The sequence below is a fragment of the Mycobacterium sp. NTMscope_Eco_3 genome, from assembly GCF_976985685.1.
In genome coordinates this window covers 3,213,978-3,239,707 of the sequence record NZ_CDRJYZ010000001.1, presented here as the reverse complement: position 1 = coordinate 3,239,707, position 25,730 = coordinate 3,213,978, and the positions used below count along the sequence as shown (strand labels likewise).

Annotated in this window: 17 protein-coding genes and 1 pseudogene; 13 read left to right on the top strand and 5 right to left on the bottom strand. The window is 68.2% G+C overall.

What is annotated here, in order from left to right; all coding sequences use genetic code 11:
* Nucleotides 1-24: 24 nt before the first annotated feature.
* The 5 genes from ripB to AC0KTM_RS14550 all read left to right on the top strand — a co-directional run bounded on the left by ripB (nucleotide 25) and on the right by AC0KTM_RS14550 (nucleotide 5,276).
* Nucleotides 25-759 (top strand): NlpC/P60 family peptidoglycan endopeptidase RipB, encoded by a 735-nt coding sequence (ripB, locus tag AC0KTM_RS14570; protein WP_225328659.1) that lies wholly within the window; start codon nucleotides 25-27, stop codon nucleotides 757-759.
* Nucleotides 760-870: 111 nt separating this feature from the next.
* Nucleotides 871-2,004 (top strand): chaperone MoxR1, encoded by a 1,134-nt coding sequence (gene moxR1, locus AC0KTM_RS14565; protein ID WP_225328647.1) that lies wholly within the window; start codon nucleotides 871-873, stop codon nucleotides 2,002-2,004.
* Nucleotides 2,001-2,954 (top strand): DUF58 domain-containing protein, encoded by a 954-nt coding sequence (locus tag AC0KTM_RS14560; protein WP_225328648.1) that lies wholly within the window; start codon nucleotides 2,001-2,003, stop codon nucleotides 2,952-2,954. The genes moxR1 and AC0KTM_RS14560 overlap by 4 nt, the downstream gene beginning before the upstream one ends.
* 7 nt (nucleotides 2,955-2,961) lie before the next feature.
* Nucleotides 2,962-3,969 (top strand): VWA domain-containing protein, encoded by a 1,008-nt coding sequence (locus tag AC0KTM_RS14555; protein ID WP_472415981.1) that lies wholly within the window; start codon nucleotides 2,962-2,964, stop codon nucleotides 3,967-3,969.
* 119 nt (nucleotides 3,970-4,088) lie between these two features.
* Nucleotides 4,089-5,276: an IS30 family transposase gene (locus AC0KTM_RS14550; RefSeq protein WP_425326320.1), complete on the top strand. Its 1,188-nt coding sequence runs from the start codon at nucleotides 4,089-4,091 to the stop codon at nucleotides 5,274-5,276.
* Between the two features lie 50 nt (nucleotides 5,277-5,326).
* On the opposite strand, the gene AC0KTM_RS14545 is transcribed toward AC0KTM_RS14550, so the two are convergent.
* Nucleotides 5,327-6,166 (bottom strand): hypothetical protein, encoded by an 840-nt coding sequence (locus AC0KTM_RS14545; RefSeq protein WP_238956237.1) that lies wholly within the window; start codon nucleotides 6,164-6,166, stop codon nucleotides 5,327-5,329.
* Nucleotides 6,167-6,329: 163 nt separating this feature from the next.
* On the opposite strand from AC0KTM_RS14545, the gene fabG1 reads away from it, so the two are divergent.
* The 3 genes and pseudogenes from fabG1 to AC0KTM_RS14530 all read left to right on the top strand — a co-directional run.
* Nucleotides 6,330-7,097: a 3-oxoacyl-ACP reductase FabG1 gene (gene fabG1, locus AC0KTM_RS14540; RefSeq protein WP_472415979.1), complete on the top strand. Its 768-nt coding sequence runs from the start codon at nucleotides 6,330-6,332 to the stop codon at nucleotides 7,095-7,097.
* 34 nt (nucleotides 7,098-7,131) lie between these two features.
* Complete coding sequence (inhA, locus tag AC0KTM_RS14535) at nucleotides 7,132-7,941, top strand: NADH-dependent enoyl-ACP reductase InhA (protein ID WP_225328651.1); 810 nt, start codon at nucleotides 7,132-7,134, stop codon at nucleotides 7,939-7,941.
* A 6-nt stretch (nucleotides 7,942-7,947) separates the two neighbouring features.
* Nucleotides 7,948-8,998 (top strand): annotated as a pseudogene (locus AC0KTM_RS14530) (ferrochelatase); the annotation flags it as partial.
* Here AC0KTM_RS14530 and AC0KTM_RS14525 read toward each other — a convergent pair.
* Complete coding sequence (locus AC0KTM_RS14525; protein ID WP_225328652.1) at nucleotides 8,967-9,911, bottom strand: hypothetical protein; 945 nt, start codon at nucleotides 9,909-9,911, stop codon at nucleotides 8,967-8,969. The pseudogene AC0KTM_RS14530 and the gene AC0KTM_RS14525 sit on opposite strands and share 32 nt — an antisense overlap.
* Before the next feature lie 56 nt (nucleotides 9,912-9,967).
* Here AC0KTM_RS14525 and AC0KTM_RS14520 point away from each other — a divergent pair, with 56 nt between their 5' ends.
* The 3 genes from AC0KTM_RS14520 to AC0KTM_RS14510 are packed head-to-tail and all read left to right on the top strand — an operon-like array spanning nucleotide 9,968 to nucleotide 11,934.
* Complete coding sequence (locus tag AC0KTM_RS14520) at nucleotides 9,968-10,405, top strand: NfeD family protein (protein WP_225328653.1); 438 nt, start codon at nucleotides 9,968-9,970, stop codon at nucleotides 10,403-10,405.
* Nucleotides 10,406-10,440: 35 nt separating this feature from the next.
* A complete protein-coding gene (locus AC0KTM_RS14515) occupies nucleotides 10,441-11,568 on the top strand; it encodes an SPFH domain-containing protein (RefSeq protein ID WP_472415977.1) in 1,128 nt (375 codons plus the stop codon).
* A 9-nt stretch (nucleotides 11,569-11,577) separates the two neighbouring features.
* Nucleotides 11,578-11,934, top strand: a complete 357-nt coding sequence (locus AC0KTM_RS14510) for a DoxX family protein (protein WP_225328655.1) — start codon at nucleotides 11,578-11,580, stop codon at nucleotides 11,932-11,934.
* On the opposite strand, the gene AC0KTM_RS14505 is transcribed toward AC0KTM_RS14510, so the two are convergent.
* Nucleotides 11,931-12,425 carry a nitroreductase family deazaflavin-dependent oxidoreductase gene (locus AC0KTM_RS14505; protein ID WP_472415975.1) on the bottom strand — a complete coding sequence of 165 codons (495 nt, stop codon included), beginning with the start codon at nucleotides 12,423-12,425 and terminating at the stop codon, nucleotides 11,931-11,933. The two genes, AC0KTM_RS14510 and AC0KTM_RS14505, sit on opposite strands and share 4 nt — an antisense overlap.
* Before the next feature lie 7 nt (nucleotides 12,426-12,432).
* On the bottom strand, nucleotides 12,433-12,819 hold the full coding sequence (locus AC0KTM_RS14500; protein ID WP_472415973.1) for a hypothetical protein: 387 nt from the start codon (nucleotides 12,817-12,819) through the stop codon (nucleotides 12,433-12,435).
* A gap of 264 nt (nucleotides 12,820-13,083) precedes the next feature.
* Between AC0KTM_RS14500 and AC0KTM_RS14495 the strand changes: the two genes are divergently transcribed.
* On the top strand, nucleotides 13,084-13,815 hold the full coding sequence (locus AC0KTM_RS14495) for a response regulator transcription factor (RefSeq protein WP_472415971.1): 732 nt from the start codon (nucleotides 13,084-13,086) through the stop codon (nucleotides 13,813-13,815).
* Nucleotides 13,812-15,317, top strand: coding sequence for a sensor histidine kinase (locus tag AC0KTM_RS14490; protein WP_472415969.1), 1,506 nt, complete (start codon nucleotides 13,812-13,814; stop codon nucleotides 15,315-15,317). Before AC0KTM_RS14495 ends, AC0KTM_RS14490 begins: the two co-directional genes overlap by 4 nt.
* 48 nt (nucleotides 15,318-15,365) lie before the next feature.
* Here AC0KTM_RS14490 and AC0KTM_RS14485 read toward each other — a convergent pair whose 3' ends face one another.
* Nucleotides 15,366-25,649, bottom strand: a complete 10,284-nt coding sequence (locus AC0KTM_RS14485; RefSeq protein ID WP_472417484.1) for an amino acid adenylation domain-containing protein — start codon at nucleotides 25,647-25,649, stop codon at nucleotides 15,366-15,368.
* Nucleotides 25,650-25,730 lie beyond the last annotated feature (81 nt).

Below are 25,730 nucleotides of genomic sequence, written 5' to 3'. Positions count from 1 at the left end.
CGAGTGAGAACTGAACGGGAAGTCATGCGCCGCAAGCGGTTTCGTCTCATCAACTTCGCCTGGATCACCGCCGTGGTGACCGGGCTGTTGCTTTCTGTGGCCGCCCCGGCTCCGGTGGCCACGGCCGACCCCGGCGCGTGGGATCCCACCCTGCCGGCCCAGATCAGCGCCGGCGCCCCGGGCGATCCGCTCGCCGTCGCCAACGCCTCGCTGCAGGCCACCGCCCAGGCCACCCAGACCACGTTCAACTTGGGCAAGCAGTTCCTGGGCGGGCTCGGGATCAACATCGGCGGCGATCCCCCTCCCAGCGCGGCGACCCCGTCGAACCCCGGCGGCAAGATCCCGCGGGTCTACGGCCGGCAGGCCATCGAGTACGTCATCAAGCGCATGGGGTCGCAGATGGGCGTGCCCTACTCGTGGGGCGGCGGCTCGCTGGACGGCCCCAGCAAGGGCGTCGGCGACGGCGCCAACATCACCGGCTTCGACTGCTCAGGGCTGATGCGCTACGGCTTCGCCGGCGTCGGGGTGCTGATCCCGCGGTTCTCCGGTGACCAGTACAACGCCGGGCGCCACATCCCGCCGGATCAGGCCCGGCGCGGCGACCTGATCTTCTACGGCCCGAACGGCGGCCAGCACGTGACCATGTACCTGGGCAACGGCCAGATGCTGGAGGCCTCCGGCAGCGCCGGAAAGGTGACGGTCAGCCCCGTTCGTAAGCCCGGCATGACGCCGTTTTTGACCAGGATCATCGAGTACTGATCGCAGGCCGGCGAACCCGCGCCGTCGACGGAATTCGGCGGGCCTGGAATAGTTGGACGAGGGCACGTCGCTGCCCGGCAGTCGTGTCCGTTTGAGCGTGGAGGGTTCTTGATGACAGCAGCAGGTGGGCCGCCGCCAGGCGCCAGTGGTTACTCGGGCCCGGGCGGGCAATCAGGTTCGCCGGCTCACGAAGCGCCGACGGGTGGGGGTAACGGGCTCGCCGCCGAGGTCCAGACCCTGGAGCGGGCCATCTTCGAGGTCAAGCGCATCATCGTCGGCCAGGACCAGCTGGTGGAGCGGATGCTGGTCGGGCTGTTGTCCAAGGGCCACGTGCTGCTCGAGGGCGTGCCCGGCGTGGCCAAGACGCTGGCCGTCGAGACGTTCGCCAAGGTGGTCGGCGGGACGTTCGCGCGCATCCAGTTCACGCCCGACCTGGTGCCCACCGACATCATCGGTACCCGCATCTACCGTCAGGGCAAGGAGGAGTTCGACACCGAACTCGGCCCGGTGGTGGTCAACTTCCTGCTCGCCGACGAGATCAACCGCGCGCCCGCCAAGGTGCAGTCGGCGCTGCTGGAGGTCATGCAGGAACGCCACGTGTCCATCGGCGGCAAGACCTTCTCGCTGCCCAACCCGTTCCTGGTGATGGCCACCCAAAACCCGATCGAGCACGAGGGCGTGTACCCGCTGCCCGAGGCGCAGCGCGACCGCTTCCTGTTCAAGATCAACGTCGGCTACCCGTCGCCGGAAGAGGAGCGCGAGATCATCTACCGGATGGGCGTGCGGCCGCCGGAGCCCAAGCAGATCCTCAACACCGGGGACCTGCTGCGGCTGCAGGACATCGCGGCCAACGTCTTCGTACACCACGCGCTGGTGGACTACGTGGTGCGCGTGGTGACCGCCACCCGTCATCCCGAACAGCTCGGCATGAACGACGTCAAGACGTGGATCTCTTTCGGTGCGTCCCCGCGCGCCTCGCTGGGCATCATCGCCGCCTCCCGGTCGCTGGCGCTGGTCCGCGGCCGCGACTACGTGATTCCGCAAGATGTCGTCGACGTCATTCCCGACGTCCTGCGGCACCGGCTGGTGCTGACCTATGACGCGCTGGCCGACGAGATCTCGCCGGAGATCGTCATCAACCGGGTGCTGCAGACGGTTGCCCTGCCTCAGGTGAATGCCGTTCCGCAGCAAGGGCATTCGGTGCCCCCGGTGATGCAACCCGCCGGCGCGGCCAGCGGTCGGTGACGGACCCCAAGCGCCCGGCGGTGGTCCATCCGCCGTCGATGCAGCGCGGGCAGATCGATGACCCGAAGCTGTCGGCGGCGCTGCGCACCCTCGAGCTCACCGTCAAGCGCAAGCTCGACGGCGTGCTGCACGGCGATCACCTCGGGCTGATCCCGGGCCCGGGCTCCGAGCCGGGGGAGTCGCGCGAGTATCAGCCCGGCGACGACGTCCGCCGCATGGACTGGGCCGTCACCGCGCGCACCACCCATCCCCACGTTCGGCAGATGATCGCCGACCGCGAGCTGGAAACCTGGTTGGTGGTGGACATGTCGGCCAGCCTGGACTTCGGCACCACCGTGTGCGAGAAGCGGGACCTGGCGGTGGCGGCCGCGGCCGCGATCACCTTCCTCAACAGCGGCGGCGGCAACCGGCTCGGCGCGATCGTCTCGACCGGCGCGAACATCACCCGGGTGCCCGCCCGCTCGGGGCGCCAGCATGAACAGACCCTGTTGCGCACCATCGCCACCACGCCCCGCGCGCCGGTGGGGGTGCGCGGCGACCTGGCGACGGCGATCGACGCGCTGCGCCGCCCGGAACGCCGCCGCGGCATGGCGGTGATCATCAGCGACTTCCTGGGGCCGATCAACTGGATGCGCCCGTTGCGCGCGGTCGCGGCCCGGCACGAGGTGCTGGCCATCGAGGTGCTCGACCCCCGCGACGTCGAACTGCCCGACATCGGCGACGTGGTGCTGCAGGACGCCGAGTCGGGCGTCACCCGCGAGTTCACCATCGACGCCCAGCTGCGCGACGACTTCGCCAAGGCCGCCGCGGCGCACCGCGCCGACGTGGCGCGCACCATCCGCAGCTGCGGCGCTCCGGTCCTGACGCTGCGCACCGACCGCGACTGGATCGCCGACATCGTGCGGTTCGTGGAATCCCGCCGGCGCGGGGCAATGGCGGGGCGGCAGTGACTCGGATATGAGCTTGCCGCTCCTGGGCCCGATGTCGTTGTCGGGCTTCGAACATTCGTGGTTCTTCCTGTTCCTGTTGGTCGTCTTCGGGCTGGCCGCGCTCTACATCCTGATGCAGTTGGCGCGGCAGCGGCGCATGCTGCGGTTCGCCAACATGGAGCTGCTGGAAAGCGTTGCGCCCAAACGGCCGTCGACGTGGCGGCATGTGCCGGCGCTCCTGCTCGTCGCGTCGCTGGTGTTGTTCACGATCGCGATGGCGGGCCCGACGAACGACGTCCGCATTCCCCGCAACCGTGCGGTCGTGATGCTGGTGATCGACGTGTCGCAGTCGATGCGCGCCACCGACGTGCAACCCAACCGGATGGCGGCCGCGCAAGAGGCCGCCAAGCAGTTCGCCGACGAGCTGACCCCGGGCATCAACCTGGGGCTGATCGCCTATGCCGGGACCGCGACGGTGCTGGTGTCGCCGACGACCAACCGGGACTCGACCAAGGCTGCGCTGGACAAGCTGCAGTTCGCCGACCGCACCGCCACCGGGGAGGGCATCTTCACCGCGCTGCAGGCCATCGCGACGGTGGGCGCGGTGATCGGCGGCGGCGACAAGCCGCCGCCGGCGCGCATCGTGTTGTTCTCCGACGGCAAGGAGACGATGCCGACCAACCCGGACAACCCGAAGGGTGCCTTCACCGCCGCGCGCACCGCCAAGGACCAGGGCGTGCCGATCTCGACGATCTCGTTCGGCACCCCGTACGGCTTCGTCGAGATCAACGACCAGCGCCAGCCGGTGCCGGTCGACGACGAGACGCTCAAGAAGGTGGCCCAGCTCTCGGGCGGAAACGCCTACAACGCAGCGTCGTTGCAGGAGCTGAAATCCGTCTACGCGACACTGCAGCAGCAGATCGGCTACGAGACGATCAAGGGCGACGCGAGCGTGGGCTGGGTGCGGCTCGGAGCGCTGGTGTTGGCGTTGGCCGCGCTGGCGGCGCTGCTCATCAACCGCAGGCTGCCGACGTAGTTTTCGCCCGCGACCCAAGCCCGCGCCCGCGCTGCAAACCCTCGCCCGTAACGCCACGGCGGAATTCCGCTGGCAGATTCATACGGTCAATGCAATTTCCATGTTTAGGGAGGTTGCAGGTGCCAGGTGCTTATCCGCGTTCGATGCGGCGAGAGTTCTTTGATCGGGTGTGTGCCGGGGAATCATTGCGTGAAGCCGGCCGTCAGGTCGGTGTGTCGATCCAGACCGGATGGAGCTGGTGGCATGACGCTGGATCAATGCAATTACGAAGTGGTACGGGCTCTGATACCGGCCTGGCCGAACCGGGTGATCTGACCCGGCCTGGCGCGCGGGGACATCGGCTCGGTTTCGAAGAACGCCTGGTCATTATGCGGGGTCTGGACAAGGGCCTCACTCAGGTTGAGATCGCCGGTCAGCTCGACCGCAATGCCAGCGTCATCTCCCGTGAGCTCAAGCGCAATCGCAATCTCGACGGGGATTATCACGCTGGTCTGGCCCATGCCCGTGCCGCCCAGAAAGCCAAGCGTCCCAAAGCATTCAAGCTCGAAGACCGCGCGCTATGCGAGGCCATCGAGGACTGGATGGATCAGGGATGGAGTCCAAAACTGATCGCCGATGTCTTGGCGCGCGGTCACCCCGGTGACAGGCTGGCACGGGTGAGCCACGAAACCATCTACCAGTGCCTCTACGTCCAAACTCGTGGTCAACTGCGGGCCGATCTGAGCAAGCGCTTGTCGACGAAACGCACGGCCCGCAAATCCCGGGGCCACACCGAACGGCGGGGGAAATTCCACGATGTGTTCACCATCAGTGACCGGCCCGCCGAGGCCGCCGACCGCGCTGTGCCCGGCCATTGGGAGGGTGACCTGATCGTCGGCCCGAACAGCGCGATCGGCACCCTGGTCGAGCGGTCCACCCGCTTTACGATGCTGTTGCATTTGCCCAGCGATCACACCGCCGAGACGGTGGCCAGCGCGATGATCGAAGCCATGCGCCAGTTACCCGAACACCTTCGGCGATCGATTACCTGGGACCGGGGCAGTGAAATGGCCCGCTGGCGCGACATTCAGCTGCAGCTCAACACCCCGGTCTATTTCTGCAATCCGCACTCGCCCTGGCAACGCGGTACCAACGAAAACACCAACCGCCTCCTGCGGTTCTGGTTCGAGAAGGGCAGCGACCTCAGCGGTCACACTCCGGCTGACCTCAAACGCATCCAAGACACCCTCAACCGACGACCCCGCCCAACCCTTGACCTCGACACCCCCGCCCAACGCCTGGCCGCTCTCCTCGACCAAGCCGCCTAACAAAAATGCATTAGCCACTTGACTTTGAGGCTCGATTCTTCGCCCTGGCGTTACAAGCGGCGGGCTCGGGCGTCGCGCACCCGGCGAATGATGTCGGCGGGATGGTGCTCGGCAATGACGCGGACGACGATCCATCCGTAACGTTCGAGCATCTCGAGCCGGGCGATGTCCTTGGCGTATTGGGAGCGAAGAGACCGGTGGTGGTCGCCGTCATACTCGACGGCGACCTTGATGTCCTCCCACCCCAAGTCCAGATACGCCTCGGCCCAACCCCATTCGTTGCGTACGGCGATCTGCGTCTGCGGCCGCGGGAAGCCGGCATCGATCAGCAACAGACGCAGCCACGTTTCCTTCGGGGACTGGGCACCGCCGTCGACCAGTTCGAGAACCGCCCTGGCGGCCCTCATACCGTGACGGCCGCGGTAGCGGTCCGTGAGCACCTCGACGTCGGCCATCTTCAGCTCAGTCGCTTGCACCAGCGCATCGATCGCGGCGACCGCGGTGCGCTTGGGGTACCGCCTCGCGAGGTCGAGCGCCGTCCGCGCCGGCGTGGTGACGCGCATGTGATTCACGACCGCGATCTCGTCCGGTTCGATGCGTTCCTCCCAGACGTGCACGCCCGAGGCCGGACGTCGATTGGTATCGATGATCTCGGCGGGTCGGGACGGGTCGATCCACCGAGCACCATGCACGGCGGAGGCGGAGAACCCCGCCAGGATGCCCCGTCGGCGCGATCGCAGCCAGCACGCCTTGGCCCGCAGCACCGCCGTCAGTTCGGCATCCTTCGGCAGGTACACATCGCGATGCAGGGCGACGTAACGACTTCGCAGCTCATGCCGCGACATCAGTCGCGCGGCCAGGGCTTCGCTGCCCAGGAACGGGTCGGTCATGACGAGAGTGTGCTGAGTCACACCGACACTGGACCGCGCGTGTAACGCCACGGCGGAATTCGGCTCGATTCTTCGCCCTGGCGTTACGTCCGGTCGGCAAAAGGAGGATGTGGGAAACGGGGGAGGTTTCGGCCAGCGTGAGCCGAAGCGATAGGTTGACGGGGTGACTGACACGGCCACCGAGAACACCACCGAAAGTGCTGCCGACTACGGCAGACCCGCATTCGTAGCCCGCTCCGTCCTGGTTACCGGAGGAAACCGGGGCATCGGTCTGGCGATCGCGCAGCGGCTGGCCGCCGACGGGCACAAGGTGGCAATCACGCACCGCGGATCCGGGGCGCCCGAGGGGTTGTTCGGCGTCGTGTGCGACGTCACCGACAACGAGGCCGTCGACCGCGCGTTCAAGGAGGTCGAGGAGCACCAGGGCCCGGTCGAGGTGCTGGTGTCCAATGCCGGCATATCCAAGGATGCATTCCTCATTCGGATGACCGAGGAGCGGTTCGAGGAGGTCATCAACGCCAACCTCACCGGGGCCTTCCGGGTGGCCCAGCGCGCCTCTCGCAGCATGCAGCGCAAGCGTTTCGGCCGGATCATCTTCATCGGCTCGGTGTCCGGCAGTTGGGGCATCGGCAACCAGGCCAACTACGCGGCCGCCAAGGCCGGCCTGATCGGCATGGCCCGCTCGATCTCCCGGGAGCTGTCCAAGGCCAACGTGACCGCGAATGTGGTGGCGCCGGGCTACATCGACACCGAGATGACCCGCGCCTTGGACGAGCGCATCCAGGAGGGTGCGCTCGACTTCATCCCGGCCAAGCGGGTCGGCACCGCCGCCGAGGTCGCCGGGGCGGTCAGCTTCCTGGCGTCCGAGGATGCCAGCTACATCGCCGGCGCGGTCATCCCGGTCGACGGCGGCATGGGCATGGGCCACTGAGTTCAACGACGACACAACGACTTTAAGGACGGACATGGCTGGACTGCTCGACGGCAAAAGGATCCTGATCTCGGGGATCATCACCGACTCGTCGATTGCGTTTCACATCGCCAAGGCGGCCCAGGAGGCCGGGGCGCAGCTGGTGCTGACCGGTTTCGACCGGTTGCGCCTGATTCAGCGCATCGCCGACCGGCTGCCGGAGAAGGCGCCGCTGATCGAGCTCGACGTGCAGAACGAGGAGCACCTGAACTCGCTCGCCGAGCGGGTGACCGCCGAGATCGGCGAGGGCAACAAGCTCGACGGCGTGGTGCACTCGATCGGCTTCATGCCGCAGACGGGAATGGGCGTCAACCCGTTCTTCGACGCGCCCTACGAGGACGTCTCGAAAGGCATTCACATTTCGGCGTATTCGTACGCCTCGCTGGCCAAGGCGGCCCTGCCCATCATGAACCCGGGCGGTTCCATCGTCGGCATGGACTTCGATCCGAGCCGCGCGATGCCCGCCTACAACTGGATGACGGTCGCCAAGAGCGCGCTGGAATCGGTGAACCGGTTTGTCGCGCGTGAGGCGGGCAAGTTCGGCGTGCGCTCCAATCTCGTTGCCGCGGGCCCGATCCGGACCCTGGCCATGAGCGCGATCGTCGGTGGCGCGCTCGGCGAGGAGGCCGGCGCGCAGATGCAGCTGCTCGAGGAGGGCTGGGACCAGCGCGCCCCGATCGGCTGGAACATGAAGGACCCGACGCCGGTCGCCAAGACGGTGTGCGCGCTGCTGTCGGACTGGCTGCCGGCGACGACGGGGACGATCATCTACGCCGACGGTGGCGCAAGCACCCAATTGCTTTAAAGCCTAATGGAATTCGACGCCGTCCTGCTGCTGTCCTTCGGTGGGCCGGAGGGTCCCGAGCAGGTTCGGCCGTTCTTGGAGAACGTCACCCGGGGCCGAAACGTGCCGCCGGAACGGCTCGACGACGTCGCCGAGCACTACCTGCATTTCGGCGGGGTGTCGCCGATCAATCGGATCAACCTGGCGCTGATCGAGCAGTTGCGCGCCGAACTGGCCAACCGCGGCCTGGACGTGCCGGTCTATTTCGGCAACCGCAACTGGGAGCCCTACGTCGAGGACACCGTCGTGAGCATGCGCGACAACGGGATTCGCCGGGCGGCGGTGTTCACCACGTCGGCGTGGAGCGGCTATTCCAGCTGCACCCAATACGTCGAGGACATCGCCCGCGCGCGGCGGGCCGCCGGGCCGGGCGCGCCCGAATTGGTCAAGCTGCGCCCGTATTTCGACCATCCGCTGTTCGTCGAGATGTTCGCCGGGGCGATCGGCGCCGCGGCCAAAAAGGCTCCCGGCGCGCGGCTGGTGTTCACCGCGCATTCGATCCCGGTCGCCGCCGACGAGCGGCTGGGCCCGCGACTGTACAGCCGCCAAGTCGACTACGCCGCAAGGCTTGTGGCGACCGCCGCCGGATACGCCGACTACGACCTGGTGTGGCAGTCGCGGTCGGGGCCGCCCCAGGTTCCGTGGCTTGAGCCCGACGTCGCCGATCACCTGGCGAACCTGGCCCAGGCGGGCACCACGGCCGTCCTCGTGTGCCCGATCGGGTTTGTGGCCGACCACATCGAAGTGGTGTGGGACCTCGACCACGAGTTGGCGTTGCAGGCCGAGGCGGCGGGGATGACCATGGTGCGGGCGTCAACGCCCAACGCGCACCCGCGTTTTGCGCAAATGGTCGTCGACCTGATCGACGAATTGCGTTACGGCCGGGCGCCGGAACGGGTGACTGGTCCCGATCCGGTACCCGGGTGCCTCGCGAGCGTCGACGGCGCGCCATGCGGGCCGCCGCACTGCGCGGCCCGCTATCAGAACTAGTCGGCCCAGGCCGAGTGCAGGATCGCGGTCACGGCGGCCATCCGCGCCGAGCGCACCACGGCGGTCAGCGGTCGCAGCGCGTCGCTGGCGATGCGGGCCTCCGAAGACGATTGCGTGCCGAGCGGTTCGAGGCCGGCCGCGATGGGCGCGGCGAAACGGTCCGGTGAGTCGGACCGGCTCAACCCCGAGCTGACCGCGATGATGGCGTCGACATGCGCGGCGTTTTCCAGCACCCGCAACGCGCGTGAGGGTGCGTGATCCGGAATGCGGTGTTGCCGTGCCGATTCCAGCAATTGCTCGACCAGTCCCCGCGGATCGTCGACGTCGGCCGCGGCCGATCCCAGCCCGATGGTGCCCAGCGCGTCGGCGGCCGAGCGCACGGCGGACCGCAGCGTGTACTCGGCGTCGCCGAGTTCGTAGTGGTCGAGTATCGGCGCGCCGGGTAGCGAGTACACCGTCCACGTCAGCGCGCACAGTTCCGCCAGGCCCGTCTCGTAGTCGTCGGGCGCGTCGTCGTCGTCCTGATAGGAGAATTCGGGGACCAGGCCGATGGCAGTCGCGGGGTTGCGGGGATTGGCGATGATGATCGCCTCACCGGCGGCCAGCGCGTCGCGCTCGAACTGCGTCCCCGGGGTCAGACCGCGCACATCGCCCGGTACCGGCAAAACCACGTTGATCGTCCCGCGCATCGGCGGAGGCAGCCCCGGCGTCGACGTCGGGCGACCCACCGCGGCGCGCAGAGTCTGCAGCAGCGTGACCGTCCCGGCGTCGTTCACATCGGGCCATGGCAGCCCGGTATGACCCGCCGCGACGGCATCATACGCGGTCACCGATTGCTTTGGCGCCCAAACGGATAACGCGTCCAGGACGTCGTCGGGCGCGGCCTTTCCCGCGAGCCAGGCATTGGCCCACAGGGACAGCGAAACACTGGGACACCACACCAGACGCAGTGTAGTTGTTTTGCCCCGCAAAGGCCGATCACGCGTATCCTTGCCGCATGCACGCCGCGCTGCTTTGGCTAATATTCGCGCTGGTGCTGGCCGGTGCGGAGGCGCTCACCGGTCATATGTTTTTGGTGATGCTCGGTGGCGGCGCGCTGGCCGCGGCGCTCACCAGTTGGTTGCTGGATTCTCCGGTGTGGGTGGACGGCGCGGTGTTCCTGGTCGTCTCGGTGCTGCTGCTGGTGCTGGTTCGCCCGCCGCTGCGGCGACGGCTGACACCGTCGAACGTGCCGCGCTTGGGAATCGAGGCGCTGGAGGGCAAAACCGCGCTGGTGCTCGAGCGCGTGGCCCGGGACAACGGCCAGGTGAAGCTCGACGGCCAGGTGTGGACCGCGCGTCCGCTCGACGAGAACGACGTCTACGAACCGGGCGAGCCGGTCACCGTGATGCAGATCGACGGCGCCACCGCGGTGGTCTTCAGGGCCGGCCTGTAGGGCCGCGAGAACGGCTGCGAAAGAAGGGAACTCCCATGCAGGGTGCGGTTGCTGGTCTGGTGCTGCTGGCGGTGCTGGTGATTTTCGCCATCGTCGTGGTGGCCAAGTCGGTGGCGCTGATACCGCAGGCCGAGGCGGCGGTGATCGAGCGGCTGGGCCGCTACAGCCGTACCGTCAGCGGGCAACTGACGTTGTTGGTGCCGTTCATCGACCGCATCCGGGCCCGGGTGGACCTGCGTGAGCGGGTGGTGTCGTTCCCGCCGCAGCCGGTGATCACCGAGGACAACCTGACCCTCAACATCGACACCGTCGTCTACTTCCAGGTCACGGTTCCCCAGGCGGCCGTCTACGAGATCAGCAACTACATCGTCGGCGTCGAGCAGCTCACCACCACCACGCTGCGCAACGTGGTCGGCGGCATGACGCTGGAGCAGACGCTGACGTCGCGCGACCAGATCAACGGGCAGCTGCGCGGCGTGCTCGACGAGGCCACCAACCGCTGGGGGCTGCGGGTCGCCCGGGTCGAGTTGCGCAGCATCGACCCGCCGCCGTCGATCCAGGCGTCGATGGAAAAGCAGATGAAGGCCGACCGCGAGAAGCGGGCGATGATCCTGACCGCCGAAGGCATGCGCGAGGCGGCGATCAAGGAGGCCGAGGGTCAGAAGCAGGCGCAGATCCTGGCCGCCGAGGGCGCCAAGCAGGCGGCGATCCTGGGCGCCGAGGCGGAGCGGCAGTCCCGGATGCTGCGCGCCCAGGGGGAGCGCGCCGCGGCCTACCTGCAGGCGCAGGGGCAGGCCAAGGCCATCGAGAAGACCTTCGCCGCGATCAAGGCGGGCCGGCCCACCCCGGAGATGCTGGCCTACCAGTACCTGCAGACGCTGCCGGAGATGGCCCGCGGCGACGCCAACAAGGTGTGGGTGGTGCCCAGCGACTTCAACGCGGCGTTGCAGGGATTCACCAAACTCCTGGGCACCCCGGGCCAGGACGGGGTGTTCCGCTTCGAGCCCTCGCCCGTCGAGGACGCGCCCAAGCACGCCGACGACGACGCCGACGTCGCGGACTGGTTCTCCACCGAAACCGACCCCGCGATCGCGCAGGCGGTGGCCAAGGCGGAGGCGATCGCCCGTCAGCCGGCGGAAGGCCCCGGCGAGTTGACTCAATAGGATTGCGACATGAGTGCGTTGACTTCACCGAAGACCTACGCGGCGCTCGCCGCGTTCCACGCCGTCGACGCGGTGGCGTGCGGCGTGCAGGTGGCTCCCATCAGGAAGACCCTCGACGACGTGGGCGTCCCGGAGAACATCCGGCCCGTGCTGCCGGTGGTGAAGGCCGCCGCCGCAGTCGGCCTGCTGTCGGTCACCCGTTTCCCCGTCCTGGCGAGGTTGACGACGGCGATGCTGACGCTGTACTTCGTGTTGGCGCTCGGCGCGCACGTCCGAGTGCGCGACAAGGTCGTCAACGGCCTTCCGGCGGCGCTGTTTTTGGCCTTGTTCGCGGCGATGACGGTCAAGGGCCCGGACCGCGGTTAGTCCAGCGTCAACTCGACCAGCGGCAGCGGGGTGTTCGTGTCGGTGATCGGCGCGCCGAGCGTGTCCTCGAGCACCGGGCGCATCCGCTCCCACGTTTTGGGGTGGCGGGTTCGGTAGTCGGCCAGCGTGCGGTCGGCCTCGTGTTGGTCGAGGATGCGCGCGGCGGCGGGCCTGGGCCCGTGGCTGCCGGCGTACACCCGCACCCGCGGGTTGGCCGCAATGTTGCGGAACCACTGGGCTTTTCGCCCAAATTCGGAGGCCACGACGTAGGTGCCGGGGGACGGATGGTCGATGACCTCCAGCACCGCGTAGCGCGGCGCTCCGGATTTGCGGCCGATGTGTTCGAGCAACAGGATGCGCGAGCCGAACAGCGCGCCCGCCCGGGCCTTGTAGATCCAGATCGGTGCGCGCATCAGGTGGCGCGACCGCAGCAGCCGTGCGGCGAGCTTGGCGGGGAGCGGAGACGATTGATCGCGTGGCACGCTCCCCATCCTGCACTCAGGGGCGCGGCGGCTGCGCCGGGGACGGGGGCGGCGGGGGCGGCGCCGGGAAACCCTCGTGTGGCGGTCCCGGCGGGGCGGCGTGCGGCGGTCCCGGCGGGCCGGGCGGGCCGGGCGGCGGCGCGAATCCCGGACCGGCCATCGGCGGCGCGTGGAACAGCATCGGCGGCGGCCCGGGGGGAGGCGGCGGCCCGGGCGGGCCGACGCTGACGATCCAGGCGAAGGCGATGGCCGCGATCGTGCCGAACGCGCCCACCAGCGCGCCCGCCACCCCGGCGCCGATCACCACGCCGGTGGAGTGACGGCGTCGCTCGTGCGGTCGCTGGGCGGGAGGCGGCTGTGGCGGATTGGGGGGCGGGGTCTCGATGTCGTCGTTCGTGGTCATGCCACGGACGCTAGGAGCCGGATCTGAACTGGGCCTGAAGAACCGGCCCCTTAGGAGTCCCATCCGCCACTGCCGTCACCAGCGGAAGGACGTGGTGTTGTGCCCACCTCTGCGCGACCACGGCGACGATGCCGCGCCGAGCACGAGATTGTCGCTCGGAGGTGGGCAACAAACACATCGCCGGCCTGCGGTGACGAACGAGGCTGCCGTGACGGAAGCGACCAGGCCCGCGCCTTCAGGTTGGTTTCAGCACCGGCGCCGACAATGGTGGTCATGACCGATTGCCTCCGCCCGGCCGCCGGCCACGGCGGCCACTTCAGCGTCGGCACGCCGCGGGTGCTGGTCGTCGAAGACTCCGAGACCATCCGGGAGATGGTCAGCGAGGCGCTCACCGAGGTCGGCTACCACACCGACGCCCGCTGCGACGGCGACGGCCTCGAAGAGATTCTCGACGGCATGCGGCCCGACCTGGTGGTGCTCGACGTGATGCTGCCCGGCCGCGACGGGTTCGCGCTCATCGACGTCATCCGCGAATGGGGCGACGTCGGGATCGTCATGATCACCGCTCGCGACGGGCTGCCGGACCGGCTGCGCGGCCTCGACGGCGGGGCCGACGACTACGTCATCAAGCCGTTCGAGTTGGCCGAGCTGGTCTCGCGGGTCGGCGCGGTGCTGCGCCGGCGCGGGCGCCTGCCGCAGGTGGTTCAGGTCGGCGACGTGACGCTGGACCTCGGCGCCGGAGTCGCCGCGCGCGACGGCCACCGGCTCGACCTGACCGCCACCGAGCTGCGCGTGCTGGCCTATCTCGTGGAGCAGCGGGGCCGCATCGTCAGCGCCGGCCAGATCCTGAACGGGGTGTGGGGCTATGACGCCTACGACCCCAACCTGGTGCAGGTGCACGTCAGCGGGTTGCGGCGCAAGCTCGAGGCGCACGGGCCGCGGATCCTGCACACCGTTCGCGGCATCGGCTACCGCCTGCAACCCGAGCGGTCATGACGGGCGCATCGACGACGCCGACTCCGTCGCTGCAACGGCGAGTGACGCTCGTGGTGCTGGCGCTGCTGGCGGTCCTGCTGGTGGTGCTCGGGGTGACCATCGACGTCACGATGGGCGTCCTCACCCGCCGCAACCTGCACGACCGGCTGCTCGCCGCGACATCGCGCGCCGACGCGCTGAGCGCCGCGCACACCTCACCCGGTCTGATCGCGGCCGAACTCAACGGCGGCGGGATTCGCGCGCTCGTCGTCACCGCCGACGGCGCCGCCTACGGGGACCGCGGGATCGCCCCCGACCTGACCGCCGGGCCGGTCGGGCCACCGCCGCCCGTTCCGCCACTGTATCCGCCGCCCGTTCCGCCGCCGCCATATCCACCGCCTCCGCCTCCGCTCCCGCCGTATCCGCCTCCGCCCCATGCATTTCCGCCGCCATGGCCCGGCCCTCCGCCGGATGCCACCGCGACGGCCGTGGTGCACCCGTTGCCCGCCGGCTCCCGGGTAATCCTCGTCGCCGACACCACGCAGACGACGCAGGTCACTCACCAGCTGCGTGGGCTGCTGATCGCGGCGGGCCTGGTGACCCTACTGATCGCGGCGCTGTTGCTGATCGCGGTCAGCCGGGCGGCGCTGCGGCCGCTGGATCGGCTCACGGCGCTGGCCAACGCCATCACCACCGGGGACCGCGGCCGTCGCCTGCATCCCGAGCGCACCGATACCGAACTCGGCCGCGCCGCAAGCGCTTTCGACGGGATGCTGGACGCGTTGGAAACCTCCGAGCGCCGGGCCCGGAACGCCGCCGACACCGCACAGCGCGCGGAGACGGCGACCCGGCGATTCCTCGTCGACGCCGCCCACGAGCTGCGCACCCCGATCGCCGGCATCCAGGTTGCCGCCGAACAACTCGCCAACAGCGCCTCCGAACAGCACGACGAGGGCCAGTATCGCCGGGCGACGCTGCTGTTCTCCGACGCGCGCCGCGCCGGCCGGCTCGTGTCCGACATGCTGGACCTGAGCCGCATCGACGCCGGGCTCGCGCTCGAGCGCGAGAACGTCGACGTAGCAGCCGTGCTGGCTGGCGAAGTCGACCGAGCCGCCATGCTGGCACCGCAGATCACGGTGCGCCGCACCGGATTACCGACGCTGACGCTCCAGGCCGACGCGACCCGCCTGTCGCAGATCGTGTCCAACCTGCTCGACAACGCCCGCCGGTACACGCCGGCCGGCGGCGCCATCACCGTCGACCTGCGCGCCGACGATGACGCCGCGGAGGTCACCGTCACCGACACCGGCCCGGGCATCCCGGCGGGGGAGCGGGATCGCGTCTTCGAGCGACTGGTGCGCCTCGACGCCGGGCGCGCCCGCGACCACGGCGGTGCCGGGCTGGGGCTGGCGATCGCGCGGGCGCTGGCCCGCGCCCACGGCGGCGAACTGGTGTGCCTGCCCCACGAGGGCGGCGCTCAATTCCGGCTCAGCCTGCCGATCAACGCCCGGCGCTCGGGATAGCTGGTCAGGGCTTGCCGATGCTGGGAGCAAATCGTCCCGCACGGACGGTCATGATTGCTCCTTCACATCTGCGGTCATGGCCACCAGCACGCGCTTGAACCGTTCGACCAGCGTTTCGATTTTGTCCGCGGTGAACACGTCGGTATCGAATTCGACGCGAAGACCCAGTTCGTGGCCTGGCGCGACTTGCACCGAAAGCGGGTAGTGGTTGTATTCGCGGTTCGTGAAGCCATTGATCTTCAACTCGTCGACGGCCGACAGCGCGGCGGTGTCGATCGGATAGTTCTCGTACACGAACATCGTGTCGAACAACTGGTCGTGTCCCGTTATGCGGTGTATTTCGCTAAGGGCCAGGTGCTGGTGGTCAAGAGTCTTCGTGTAGGCGCTTTGCAGCTGCTCGAGCAGGTTGGCGGTGGTCGTCTCCGCGCCGATGGTCGCTCGGACCGGGACCGTGTTGATCAACAGACCGACCATCGATTCCGCGCCGGCCAGGTCGGTCGGCCGCCCGGACACCGCGGTGCCGAACACCACGTCGTGCTGGCCGGTCAGCCACGTCAGCAGCAGCGCCCACGCGGCCTGCAAAACGGTGCTCACCGTGGTGTGGAACGAGCGCGCCAGCTCGCCCAACGCCGTCGTGGTCTCCGCGGACACTTGGAACGACTCCGCACCGCGCGCACCGAGCGCTGGGCGCCCCGGGGGTCCCACCAGGCTGGGAGCGCCGAACCCGTCGAGAACCTCACGCCATGCTGTCTGAGCCGCGCCACGATCCTGTTCGGACAGCCAGGTGACGAAGCTGCGATACGACGGGGCGGCGGGCAACCGCACGCCGTAATAGCCGGCGAAGATTTCCTGCAGCAGGATCGGCTTCGACCAACCGTCGAGCACGATGTGGTGGTTGGTGAGCACGAACCTATACAGATCGTCTGCGGTGCGGATCAAGGCAGCCCGGAAGGGCGGCTGGCCGGCCAGATCGCAGACCGCGACGCGTTCGGCGGTACACAGCTGCTGGACCTGTTCCTCGACATCGGTACCTCCCGAGTTCAGCTCGACGTACTGCCAGGCCAGCTCCGGATCGGCGGGCAGGACCTGCACCGGTTCGCCGAAGTCTTCGCGGAAACCGGCCACCAGGTTCGGGTGGCGGGCGACGACGGCCTGCACCGCCTCGCGCAAGCGCTGCGGATCAAGGGCACCACTGACGGTGATATCGAGCTGCACCGCATACAAGACGTCACTGCCCTGCTCGCTGCCGGCGTAGTACAGCAGGCCCTGCTGCAGCGGGGTTAGCGGCAACACATCGCCGATCCGGTACCGCTGCGCCAGCTTGTCGATGTCCCGCTGGGTGAGACGGGCTGGCGCGATGTCGGACGGGGTCAAGCCGCTCCCACCGCCGCGCACGTGCGCGCAGATGCCGGCCAGCGCGTCGAACCACAGCTCGGCGAGCCGGCTGACCTGCTTGTCATGCAGCGCCGAACGCGCCCAGGTCCAGTTGGCCTGCAGCTGCGGGCCGGCCTCGGTGTCCATCGTGAAGGCGTTGAGCTCCACGGTGTGCGCCAGCGGCATCTCCACTGCGCCCACGGCGCCGCCCAGCGAGAAACTGTTCTCGCTGAGCCGCCATAGCTCACTGGAGAGCTCGGCCGCACCACCCAGGCGACCCAGGTAGTTGAAGCCGATCACGGGGTCGGACCCACCCAGATCGACCTCGGGGGTGAGGTAGCGCAGCAGGCCGTAGGTCACGCCGTCGGGCAGGGCGCGCAGCTGCTCCTTGGCGTCCTTGATCGCAGCGCCCAGTGCATCCTCACCGGCTATCACCTGTCCCCAGGACAGGCCGCCGACCGGACCCCCGAAGTTCAGGGCCACCGGGTACTTGGCGGTGAACCAGCCCACCGCCCGCGACAAGTCGACGTGCGGGGCGAGCTCCTCCTGGCGGCCGTGGACCTCCACCTCGATGCCGATCGGGGCGGTGACGCTCAAGAATTGGGTCCACGCCAGCCCGAACGCGATCAGCAGGATGTCCTGAACCCCGGCATGAAACGCCGCCGGGGCCTCACCGAGCAGCAGGCGCGTCGTCTCGACATCCAGCGACACCGACAGTTGGCCGGCGCTGACGTAGGTGTCCTCCGCCTGTACCGGCGGCAGCGCGGCCGGAATCGCCGCCACCTGACGCCACGCCTCGGCCTGGGCCATCACGTCCGCGGACTGCGCGTACTCAGCCAACAGCGACGACCACCGGGCAAACGACGTCCCGGTTGCCGGCAGCGCCACCGGCTGGCCACTGCGGTGCTGGGCCCACGCAATGTTGATGTCTTCCAACAGGATTCGCCACGACACGCCATCGACGGCCAGGTGGTGAATGATCAGCGCCAACTGATTGGTCGACTCGGCCCACACCGCGCGCACCAATGCCCCGGTCTCCGGGTGCAGGCGTGACCGGGCCGTCACCAACGCCTCAGCCGACAGCGCGTCGACGGTGTCCACGCAGCCCGCGGCATCTATCGTCCCGGCTTCGGGCACCCACAACGACCAGCCGCCGGCGCCGTCGTCGTCGTCGACGCGCAGCCGCAACGTCGCATGGTGGTCCAGCAACGCCTGCAGGACCACCGTCGCGTCGGCCTGTGCGACGCCCGCGGGAGCTTGCAACACCATCGTCTGGTTGAACTGTTCGACCGGACCCTCGACGCTGTGCAGCCAGCGCATGATCGGGGTGGCGACCACCGACCCGATGCCCTCGTCGGCGACGCCGCCCTCGCCGTCGGCCACCACCGTGGCGACCTGCGCGAGCCGCGCCGCCGTCTGTTCGACGAAAACGTCACGCGGACGGCACATTACGCCGGCCGCGCGGGCACGCGACACGACTTGCATTGACAGGATGCTGTCGCCGCCCAGATCGAAGAACGAGTCATCGACACCGACCCGTTGCACACCCAACACCTGGGCATAAATGCCGGCCAGGATTTCCTCGACCGCGCTGGATGGAGCCCGGTAACGGTCGACATCGGAGTATTCGGGTGCCGGCAGGGCGCCGGCATCGAGTTTGCCGTTGACCGTCAACGGCAGCGCCTCGAGCACGACGATCGCGGTCGGCACCATGTAGGTCGGCAACCGTTCACCCAATTGAGTACGGATCTCAGCCGGGTCGGCGGCCCCGGTGATGTAGCCCACCAGCCGCTTGTCGCCGGGGCGGTCCTCGCGCGCGACCACCGCCACATGACCGACCCCGTCCAAACCGGCGAGGGCCGCCCGGATCTCACCAAGCTCGATGCGGTACCCGCGGATCTTGACCTGCTCATCAGCGCGACCGATGTAACGCAGTTGACCATCGGCACCCCACGCCACCAGATCCCCGGTGCGATACATGCGGGTCCCCGGCGCCCCGAACGGGCACGCCACAAACCGCGTCGAGCTCAACCCCGGCCTGCCCACATACCCGGCGGCCAACCCGGCACCGGCCACGTACAGCTCGCCGACCACACCGGCGGGGACCGGACGCATCCACCCGTCGAGTACGAAGAAGGCAAGGTGGGTCAACGGCAGGCCGATGGGGCTGGCATTGCTGTCGACGTCGCCGTCGACGATCTCGCGGAACGAGGCGTGCACGGTCGTCTCGGTGATGCCATACAGATTGATCAGACGCGGCAGTCCGGGATGGTGGTTCAGCCATGTCTGCAGACGCTGGGGTTCGAGCGCCTCGCCACCGAACACCACCGCCTGCAACTTCAGCTGTTGACCCAGCTCCGGGGCGAGCCCATCAGCGGTCTGCAGCGCATAAAACGCGGACGGCGTCTGGCTCAACACGTTGACCTGTTCACGAACCAGCAAGGCGTGCAACTCTTCTGGCGAACGCACTACCGAATCGGGCACCATCACCAACCGCCCGCCGTACAACAGCGATCCGAAGATCTCCCACACCGCGAAGTCAAACGCCAGCGAATGACACTGTGTCCACACCTGCCCCAACGTCAACTGGGTGTCTAGTGAATCCAGCAACTGGGTGACGTTGTGATGAGGCACCGCAACACCTTTGGGTGTTCCGGTCGTGCCTGAGGTGTAAATGATGTAGGCGATATTGTCCGCGGCCGGCGCCGCCAACGGCGTCTCGGGCTGGGCGCTCACCGCAGGGTCGTCGATGTCGATGAGCGCCAGGCCCGATCCCTCCAGCCGTGACCGCATGTCCGCGTTGGTGACCACCGCGATAGGCGCAGAGTCGCCCAACACGAACTCCATCCGCGCCGCCGGCACCGTCGGATCGATCGGCACATACGCGGCACCGGTTTTGAGCACAGCCAGCATCGCCACCACCGCCTCAGGCGTGCGCGGAAGCAACAGGGCCACAGCCGTTCCCGGGGCCGCACCCTGCGAAATCAGCAAGTGCGCCAACCGATTAGCGGACTTCTCCACCTCGCGGTAAGTCCATGACCGATCCCCATAGCTGATCGCCACCGCCTCCGGGTCGCGGACCGCCGCCTGAGCGGCGAACAATTCGGGGATCGAGACCGCGGACATCTCCGGCTCGGCCAGCACCGCCCGATTTCCCCACTCGTCGAGGCGGTCGTGCTCGCCCCGGTCGAGCAGGTCGATCGACGACAACCGCCGGGCGGGATCGGCGATCATCGCCACCAGCGCCCGCCGCAGCCGGTCGATCAGCGTGTCGATGGCCGCACGGCTAAATGCGTCCGTGTCGAATTCGACGCGAACACTCAGTTCGTGGCCCGGCGTCGCCACCACCGAAAGCGGATAGTGGTTGAATTCGCGGCTGTCGAACGCGGTAACGGCCAGGTCGTCGGCGCCCAACAGGGCACTGGCGTCGATCGGATAGTTCTCGTACAGGAACAGCGTGTCGAATAGCTGATCGTGGCCGGTGGCGCGGTGGATCTCAGGGAGAGCCAGATACTCGTACTCGAGGGTTTCGTTGTGGACGCGCTGCAGCTGCTCCAGCAGATCGGCGACTGTGGTCCGGGTGGTGGCGTTGGCCCGCACCGGCACCGTGTTGATCATCAGGCCCACAATGGATTCCGAGCCGATCAGCTCGGTCGGCCTACCGGAGACCGCGGTGCCGAACGCCACATCATGCTGACCGGTGAGCCACATCAGCAGCTGCGCCCATGCGCCCTGCAACACGGTGCTCACGGTGGTGTGGCACACGCGGGCCAACTCGGTCAGGGCGGCGGTGGTCTCGGCGGACATCCGGAAGGATGCGACGTCGTGGCGCCCTACCTGGCCGGGCGTGCTCACCAATGTCGGGGTCTCGAAACCCGCCATCACGTCGCGCCAAGCCCCCTGCGCGGCACTGCGATCCTGCCGATCCAGCCAGCTGACGAAGCTGCGGTACGACGGGGCCGCGGGCAGTCGCTCGCCGTAGTAGCGCCCGAACACCTCCCGCATCAGGATCGGCAGCGACCAGCCATCCGCCACGATGTGGTGAATGGTGAGCACCAACCGGTATTGGTCTTCTGCGATGCGGATCAACGCCGCGCGGAACGTCGGCTTGTCAGCCAGGTCGCAGACCGCGGCGCGCTCAGCGGCACATAGGCGTTCGACCTGCCGATCGGCGATCCCGCCCGCGGGGTCCAGCTCGACGTCCTGCCATGCGATCACCGGGTTGGCCGGGATGACCTGCACCGGCTCGCCGAAGTCTTCGCGGAACCGGGCCACCAGGTTGGGATGGCGGTTGACCACCGCCTGAACGGCCTCGCGCAGGCGGTGCGCATCGAGGGGGCCGTTGACCGTCATGCCGAGCTGCACGGTGTACAGGTCGTGCAGACCGGGCGCGAAGCTGGTGTGGAACAGCAGACCCTGCTGCACCGGGGTCAGCGGCAGCACGTCCACGACGTCGCCGTGCGAGCAGAGTTCATCGATCTGCTGCTGGCTGAGGCGGGCAGGAGCGATATCGGACGGGGTAAGGCCGCCGCCCCCGGCTTTGACGTGCGCGCAGATACCGGCCAGGGCCTCAAACCACAACTGGCTCAGCCGGCTGACCTGATCGTCATTCAGCGCCGAGCGCGCCCACGTCCAGTTCGCCTGCAGCTGCGGCCCGGCCTCGGTGTCGACGGTGCCGGCATTGAGCTCGACCGTGTGCTCTAACGGCAGGGGCACCGCCGCAGCCACGCCCGCGAACGACAGACTGTCCGCGTTGACCCGCCACAACTCGCCGGGCAGGTCGGCACCCGCACCGAGACGGCCAAGGTAGTTGAACCCGATCGTCGGGTCAGACCCACCGAGCTCAACCTCAGGGTTCAGGTAGCGCAGCAGACCATAGGTCAGGGGATCGGGCAGGGCGCGCAGCTGCTCCTTGGCGTCCTTGATCAGAGCGCCCAGCGCGTCCTCACCGGTGACCACCTGTGCCCACGACAGGCCACCGGTCGTCACCGCGACCGGATATTTGGTGGTGAACCAGCCCACCGTGCGCGACAGGTCCACAGAGGAAGCCAGCTCCTCCTGGCGCCCGTGACCCTCGACGTCGACACCGATCGGCACGGCCGCGCCGGTGCCGAGAAACTCCGCGAACGCCAGCCCGAAGGCGATCAGCAAGATATCGCCGACCCCGGCGTGGAACGCCGCCGGCACCTCGCCCAGCAGCAGACGGGTTGTCTCGACATCCAGCGACGCCGACAGCTGGCCCGCGGACTGGTAGGTGTCCACCTCGGGTTGCACCGCCGGGAGCGCGGCCGGTGTTGCCGCCACCTGTCGCCACGTCTCGGCCTGCGCCACCACCTCGGCGCGGCGCGCATGCTCGGCAAGCAGCGCCGACCACCGCGCGAACGACGTCCCGCCTTCGGGCAATGCCACGGGCCGGCCACCGTGATGCTGTGCCCAGGCGATGTTGAGGTCTTCCAACAGGATTCGCCACGACACTCCGTCCACGGCCAGGTGATGAACGATCAATGCCAGCTGGCCGGTGGACGTCGCCCACACCGCGCGGAGCATCAGTCCCGCGCCAGGGTTCAACCGCGACCGGGCCTGTGCCAGCGCCTCATTCGACAACGCATCGACGGTATGCAGGCATCCGCCCGCGTCCACCGACCCGGCTTCGGGTACCTCCAGCGACCAGCCGCCGGCGCCGTCATCGTCGATGCGCAGCCGCAACATCGCATGCCGATCGAGCAACGCCTGAAGGACAACCGACACGTCGGCTTCGGTCACACCCGCCGGAGCGGCGACGACCATGGTCTGGTTGAACTCGTCGATCGGGCCCTCGACGCCGCGCAGGCAGCACATGATCGGGGTGGCCACCACCGGGCCGATGCCCTCGTCGACGACGCCGGCTTCGCCATCGGCCACCGTCGCGACCCGCGCCAGTCGCGCCACCGTCTGTTCGACGAAAACGTCACGCGGGCGGCACATTACGCCGGCTGCCCGCGCGCGGGCCACGACCTGCATCGACAGGATGCTGTCGCCGCCGAGGTCGAAGAACGAGTCATCGACCCCTACCCGCTGCATCCCGAGGACTTGGGCGTAGATGTCGGCCAGGATTCCCTCGACCGCGTCGGCCGGCGCCCGGTACTCACCGGCGGTGAATTCGGGTGCGGGCAAGGCGCGCTTGTCGAGTTTGCCGTTGGCCGTCAACGGGATTGCCGGCAGCACGACCACTGCGGCGGGAACCATGTAGGCGGGGAGGCGTTCAGCCAGTGCTGCGCGGATCTCGGTCGGGTCGGCGGTGCCGGTGATGTAACCCACCAGCTGCCTGATGCCGGGGCGGTCCTCGCGGGCGATGACCGCCGCCTGGTCCACTCCATCGAGCGCGGCCAGGGCTACCTGGATTTCGCCGACTTCGACGCGGTACCCGCGGATCTTGACCTGCTCGTCGGCGCGGCCCAGGTGTCGCAGCTGCCCGTCCGTACCCCAGGAGACCAGATCGCCGGTGCGATACATGCGTGTCCCGGGGGCCCCGAACGGGCACGCCACAAACCGCGACGCGGTCAAACCGGCACGCCGCACATATCCGAGTCCCACGCCGCGCCCGGCCAGGTACAGCTCACCGACCACCCCGGCCGGCACCGGCTGCAGCCACTTGTCGAGCACGAACATTGCCGCCCCGGGTATCGGCGACCCGATCGGCACCAGACCCGGTCCCGGTGTCAGCGGCGTACTCATCGACGCACACACCGTCGCCTCGGTTGGGCCGTAGGCGTTGATCATCACCCGCCCGGGTGTCGCCCAACGATCCACGACGTCGGTCGGGCAGGCCTCACCGCCCACCACCAACGCCGTCGACTCCAACCCCTCCGGTGACAGCAGCGCCACTGACGACGGAATCTGCGCCAGCACGCTGACTTGTTCCGCGACCAGCAACGCGTGGAGATCTTCCGGGGAGCCGGCGACTGACTCCGGCACCACCAGCAGCCGTCTACCCCGCAGCAGCGCACCCCAGATATCCCATACCGATAAGTCGAAGGCCGAGGAGTAGCACTGCGCCCACACCCCACCGGGCGGCAGGCGTTCGTCGAGCGCCTCGATCAGCCAAGTGACGTTGTGGTGCGTGATGGCAACGCCTTTGGGTGTTCCGGTGGTACCGGAGGTGTAGATGATGTAGGCGACATTTTCGGGGGCGGGATTCGGAAGTGGGGTGCCGGGCTGGGCCTCGATGGCGGGATCGTGGGCATCGATGACCGGCAGGTCGGATTTGTCCAGCCGTGAGCGCAGCTCGGCGGTGGTGATCACGGCGGTCGGTGCGGCATCGGCAAGCACGAACTCCAACCGCGCCGACGCATGCGCCGGGTCGACCGGCAGATACGCCGCCCCGGCCTTGAGCACGGCCAGCATCGCCACGACCGCGTCAGTGCACCGGGGGAATAGCAGCGCTACACACTGCCCTGGGCCAACCCCACGAGCGGCCAGAAGATGCGCCAGCCGGTTCGCGGCCTCATCGAGTTCCCGATACGTCATGGCGCGGCCGTCGAAGGTCACCGCTATCGCCTCGGGGGTGCGCTCGGCGTGCTCGGTGAACACCACCGGAATCGACACCGGCGCGGTGACCGGCTGGGTTAACGCCGCGCGATGCGACCACGTATCGAGCCGGCCGTTTTCTTCCTCATCGAGGATTTCGATCGAGGAGATCGGCCGTTGCGGATCGGCGGTCATTTCCATCAGCACCTGCTGGAGGCGTGCCGCCAGGTAGGGAACGCCGAAGCTCGAATAGGGCTGTCCGGCGCCCGCCGTGCTGAGAAACAGTTGATCACTGGCCCCGATGAAGAACAGTCCGAAGTGCCCGGCGGGGCCGTTGTTGGTGTATGTGGCGGTTGCTGGAGCGCCTCCGAGCTCCAGGGTCAATCGAGACGGGATGAAATTGACGCCGACCCTGTGCGCTGGCTCTCTCAGGCTGCGAGAGCCGTCTTCACCGTCGAGCCGGTGCACCGGAAACCGCTGATGCTTCAGCAATTCCCGGATCTGTATGTCAACGTGCTGACAGAAATCGGCGACCGTTGTCTCCGGTGACGTCTGCAAGACCAGGGGCACAACTCCGGCGAGCATCCCCGGGAGCGTCTTCGACTCGGGACGTACCCGCCGGCTGACCGGGAAATCCAGTGCCACCTCCGAACCGCTTCCCGACCATGCATGCACCACGAGCGCGCATGCCGCTGTGATGACCGAGTAGCGACGGATGCGCAGCTTCTTGGACAGCTCTTGCATGCGGCCGACGGCGGTCGCATCAAATTGAACTGACGCCGACGGCGAACACGAGTCCCTGACGGCGTTGGTTTGGGGGAGCTGATAGTCCTGTCCGCTCTCCGACGGAAGGTTCTTGCGCCAGTACGCTTCGTCTTCCAGATAGTCGGTGGATGCTTCGTATCCCGACTCGAGATCAACCAAATCTTGCGCCGAGCCGAAATAGGCGTCGGGGACAGGCATTCCAGCCACGATCGCCGAATAGATGGTGGCAACCCGGCGCGACACCAGCGCCATGCCCAATCCGTCTAACACGATGTGGTGGCAGCAGCCGAACAAATAAAACTCCTCGGCCTGCGTCTGGAACAGGACGAATCTGAGCAGCTGGCCGTTCAACGCCATCGGCGTGCGCTGGATGGAGGAAGCCCTCCGGCGGACGTCCTGCAGGGGATCGAATGAGCCGGTCAGGTCATGAAACTCGAGCTCGATGTGCGGGCAGTCGATCGGCCTTTGGAGGACCTGCCCATCGATCTCGAAGAATGAAACCCGGATTGGCTCGGCTTCCGCCACCGCTTGGCGGATCGCCCGCTCGAGGACATCACGGCGTGTCGTGCCCTCGATCTTTATCAACAGGCCGAGCTGCCAATCTGTACCGGCATGGCCCGATTCCTGCGAGAGCCAGATGTCTAGTTGTCCGCGTGTCAGCGGTAACGCCAGGCCATCACGCCCCATCGACTCCCCCAGAGCTCCACCCACTCGCCCCGCTTACCCGAGTGGTTATCGGTCAAAATCCTGCCCGTCGTCTGCCCGTCG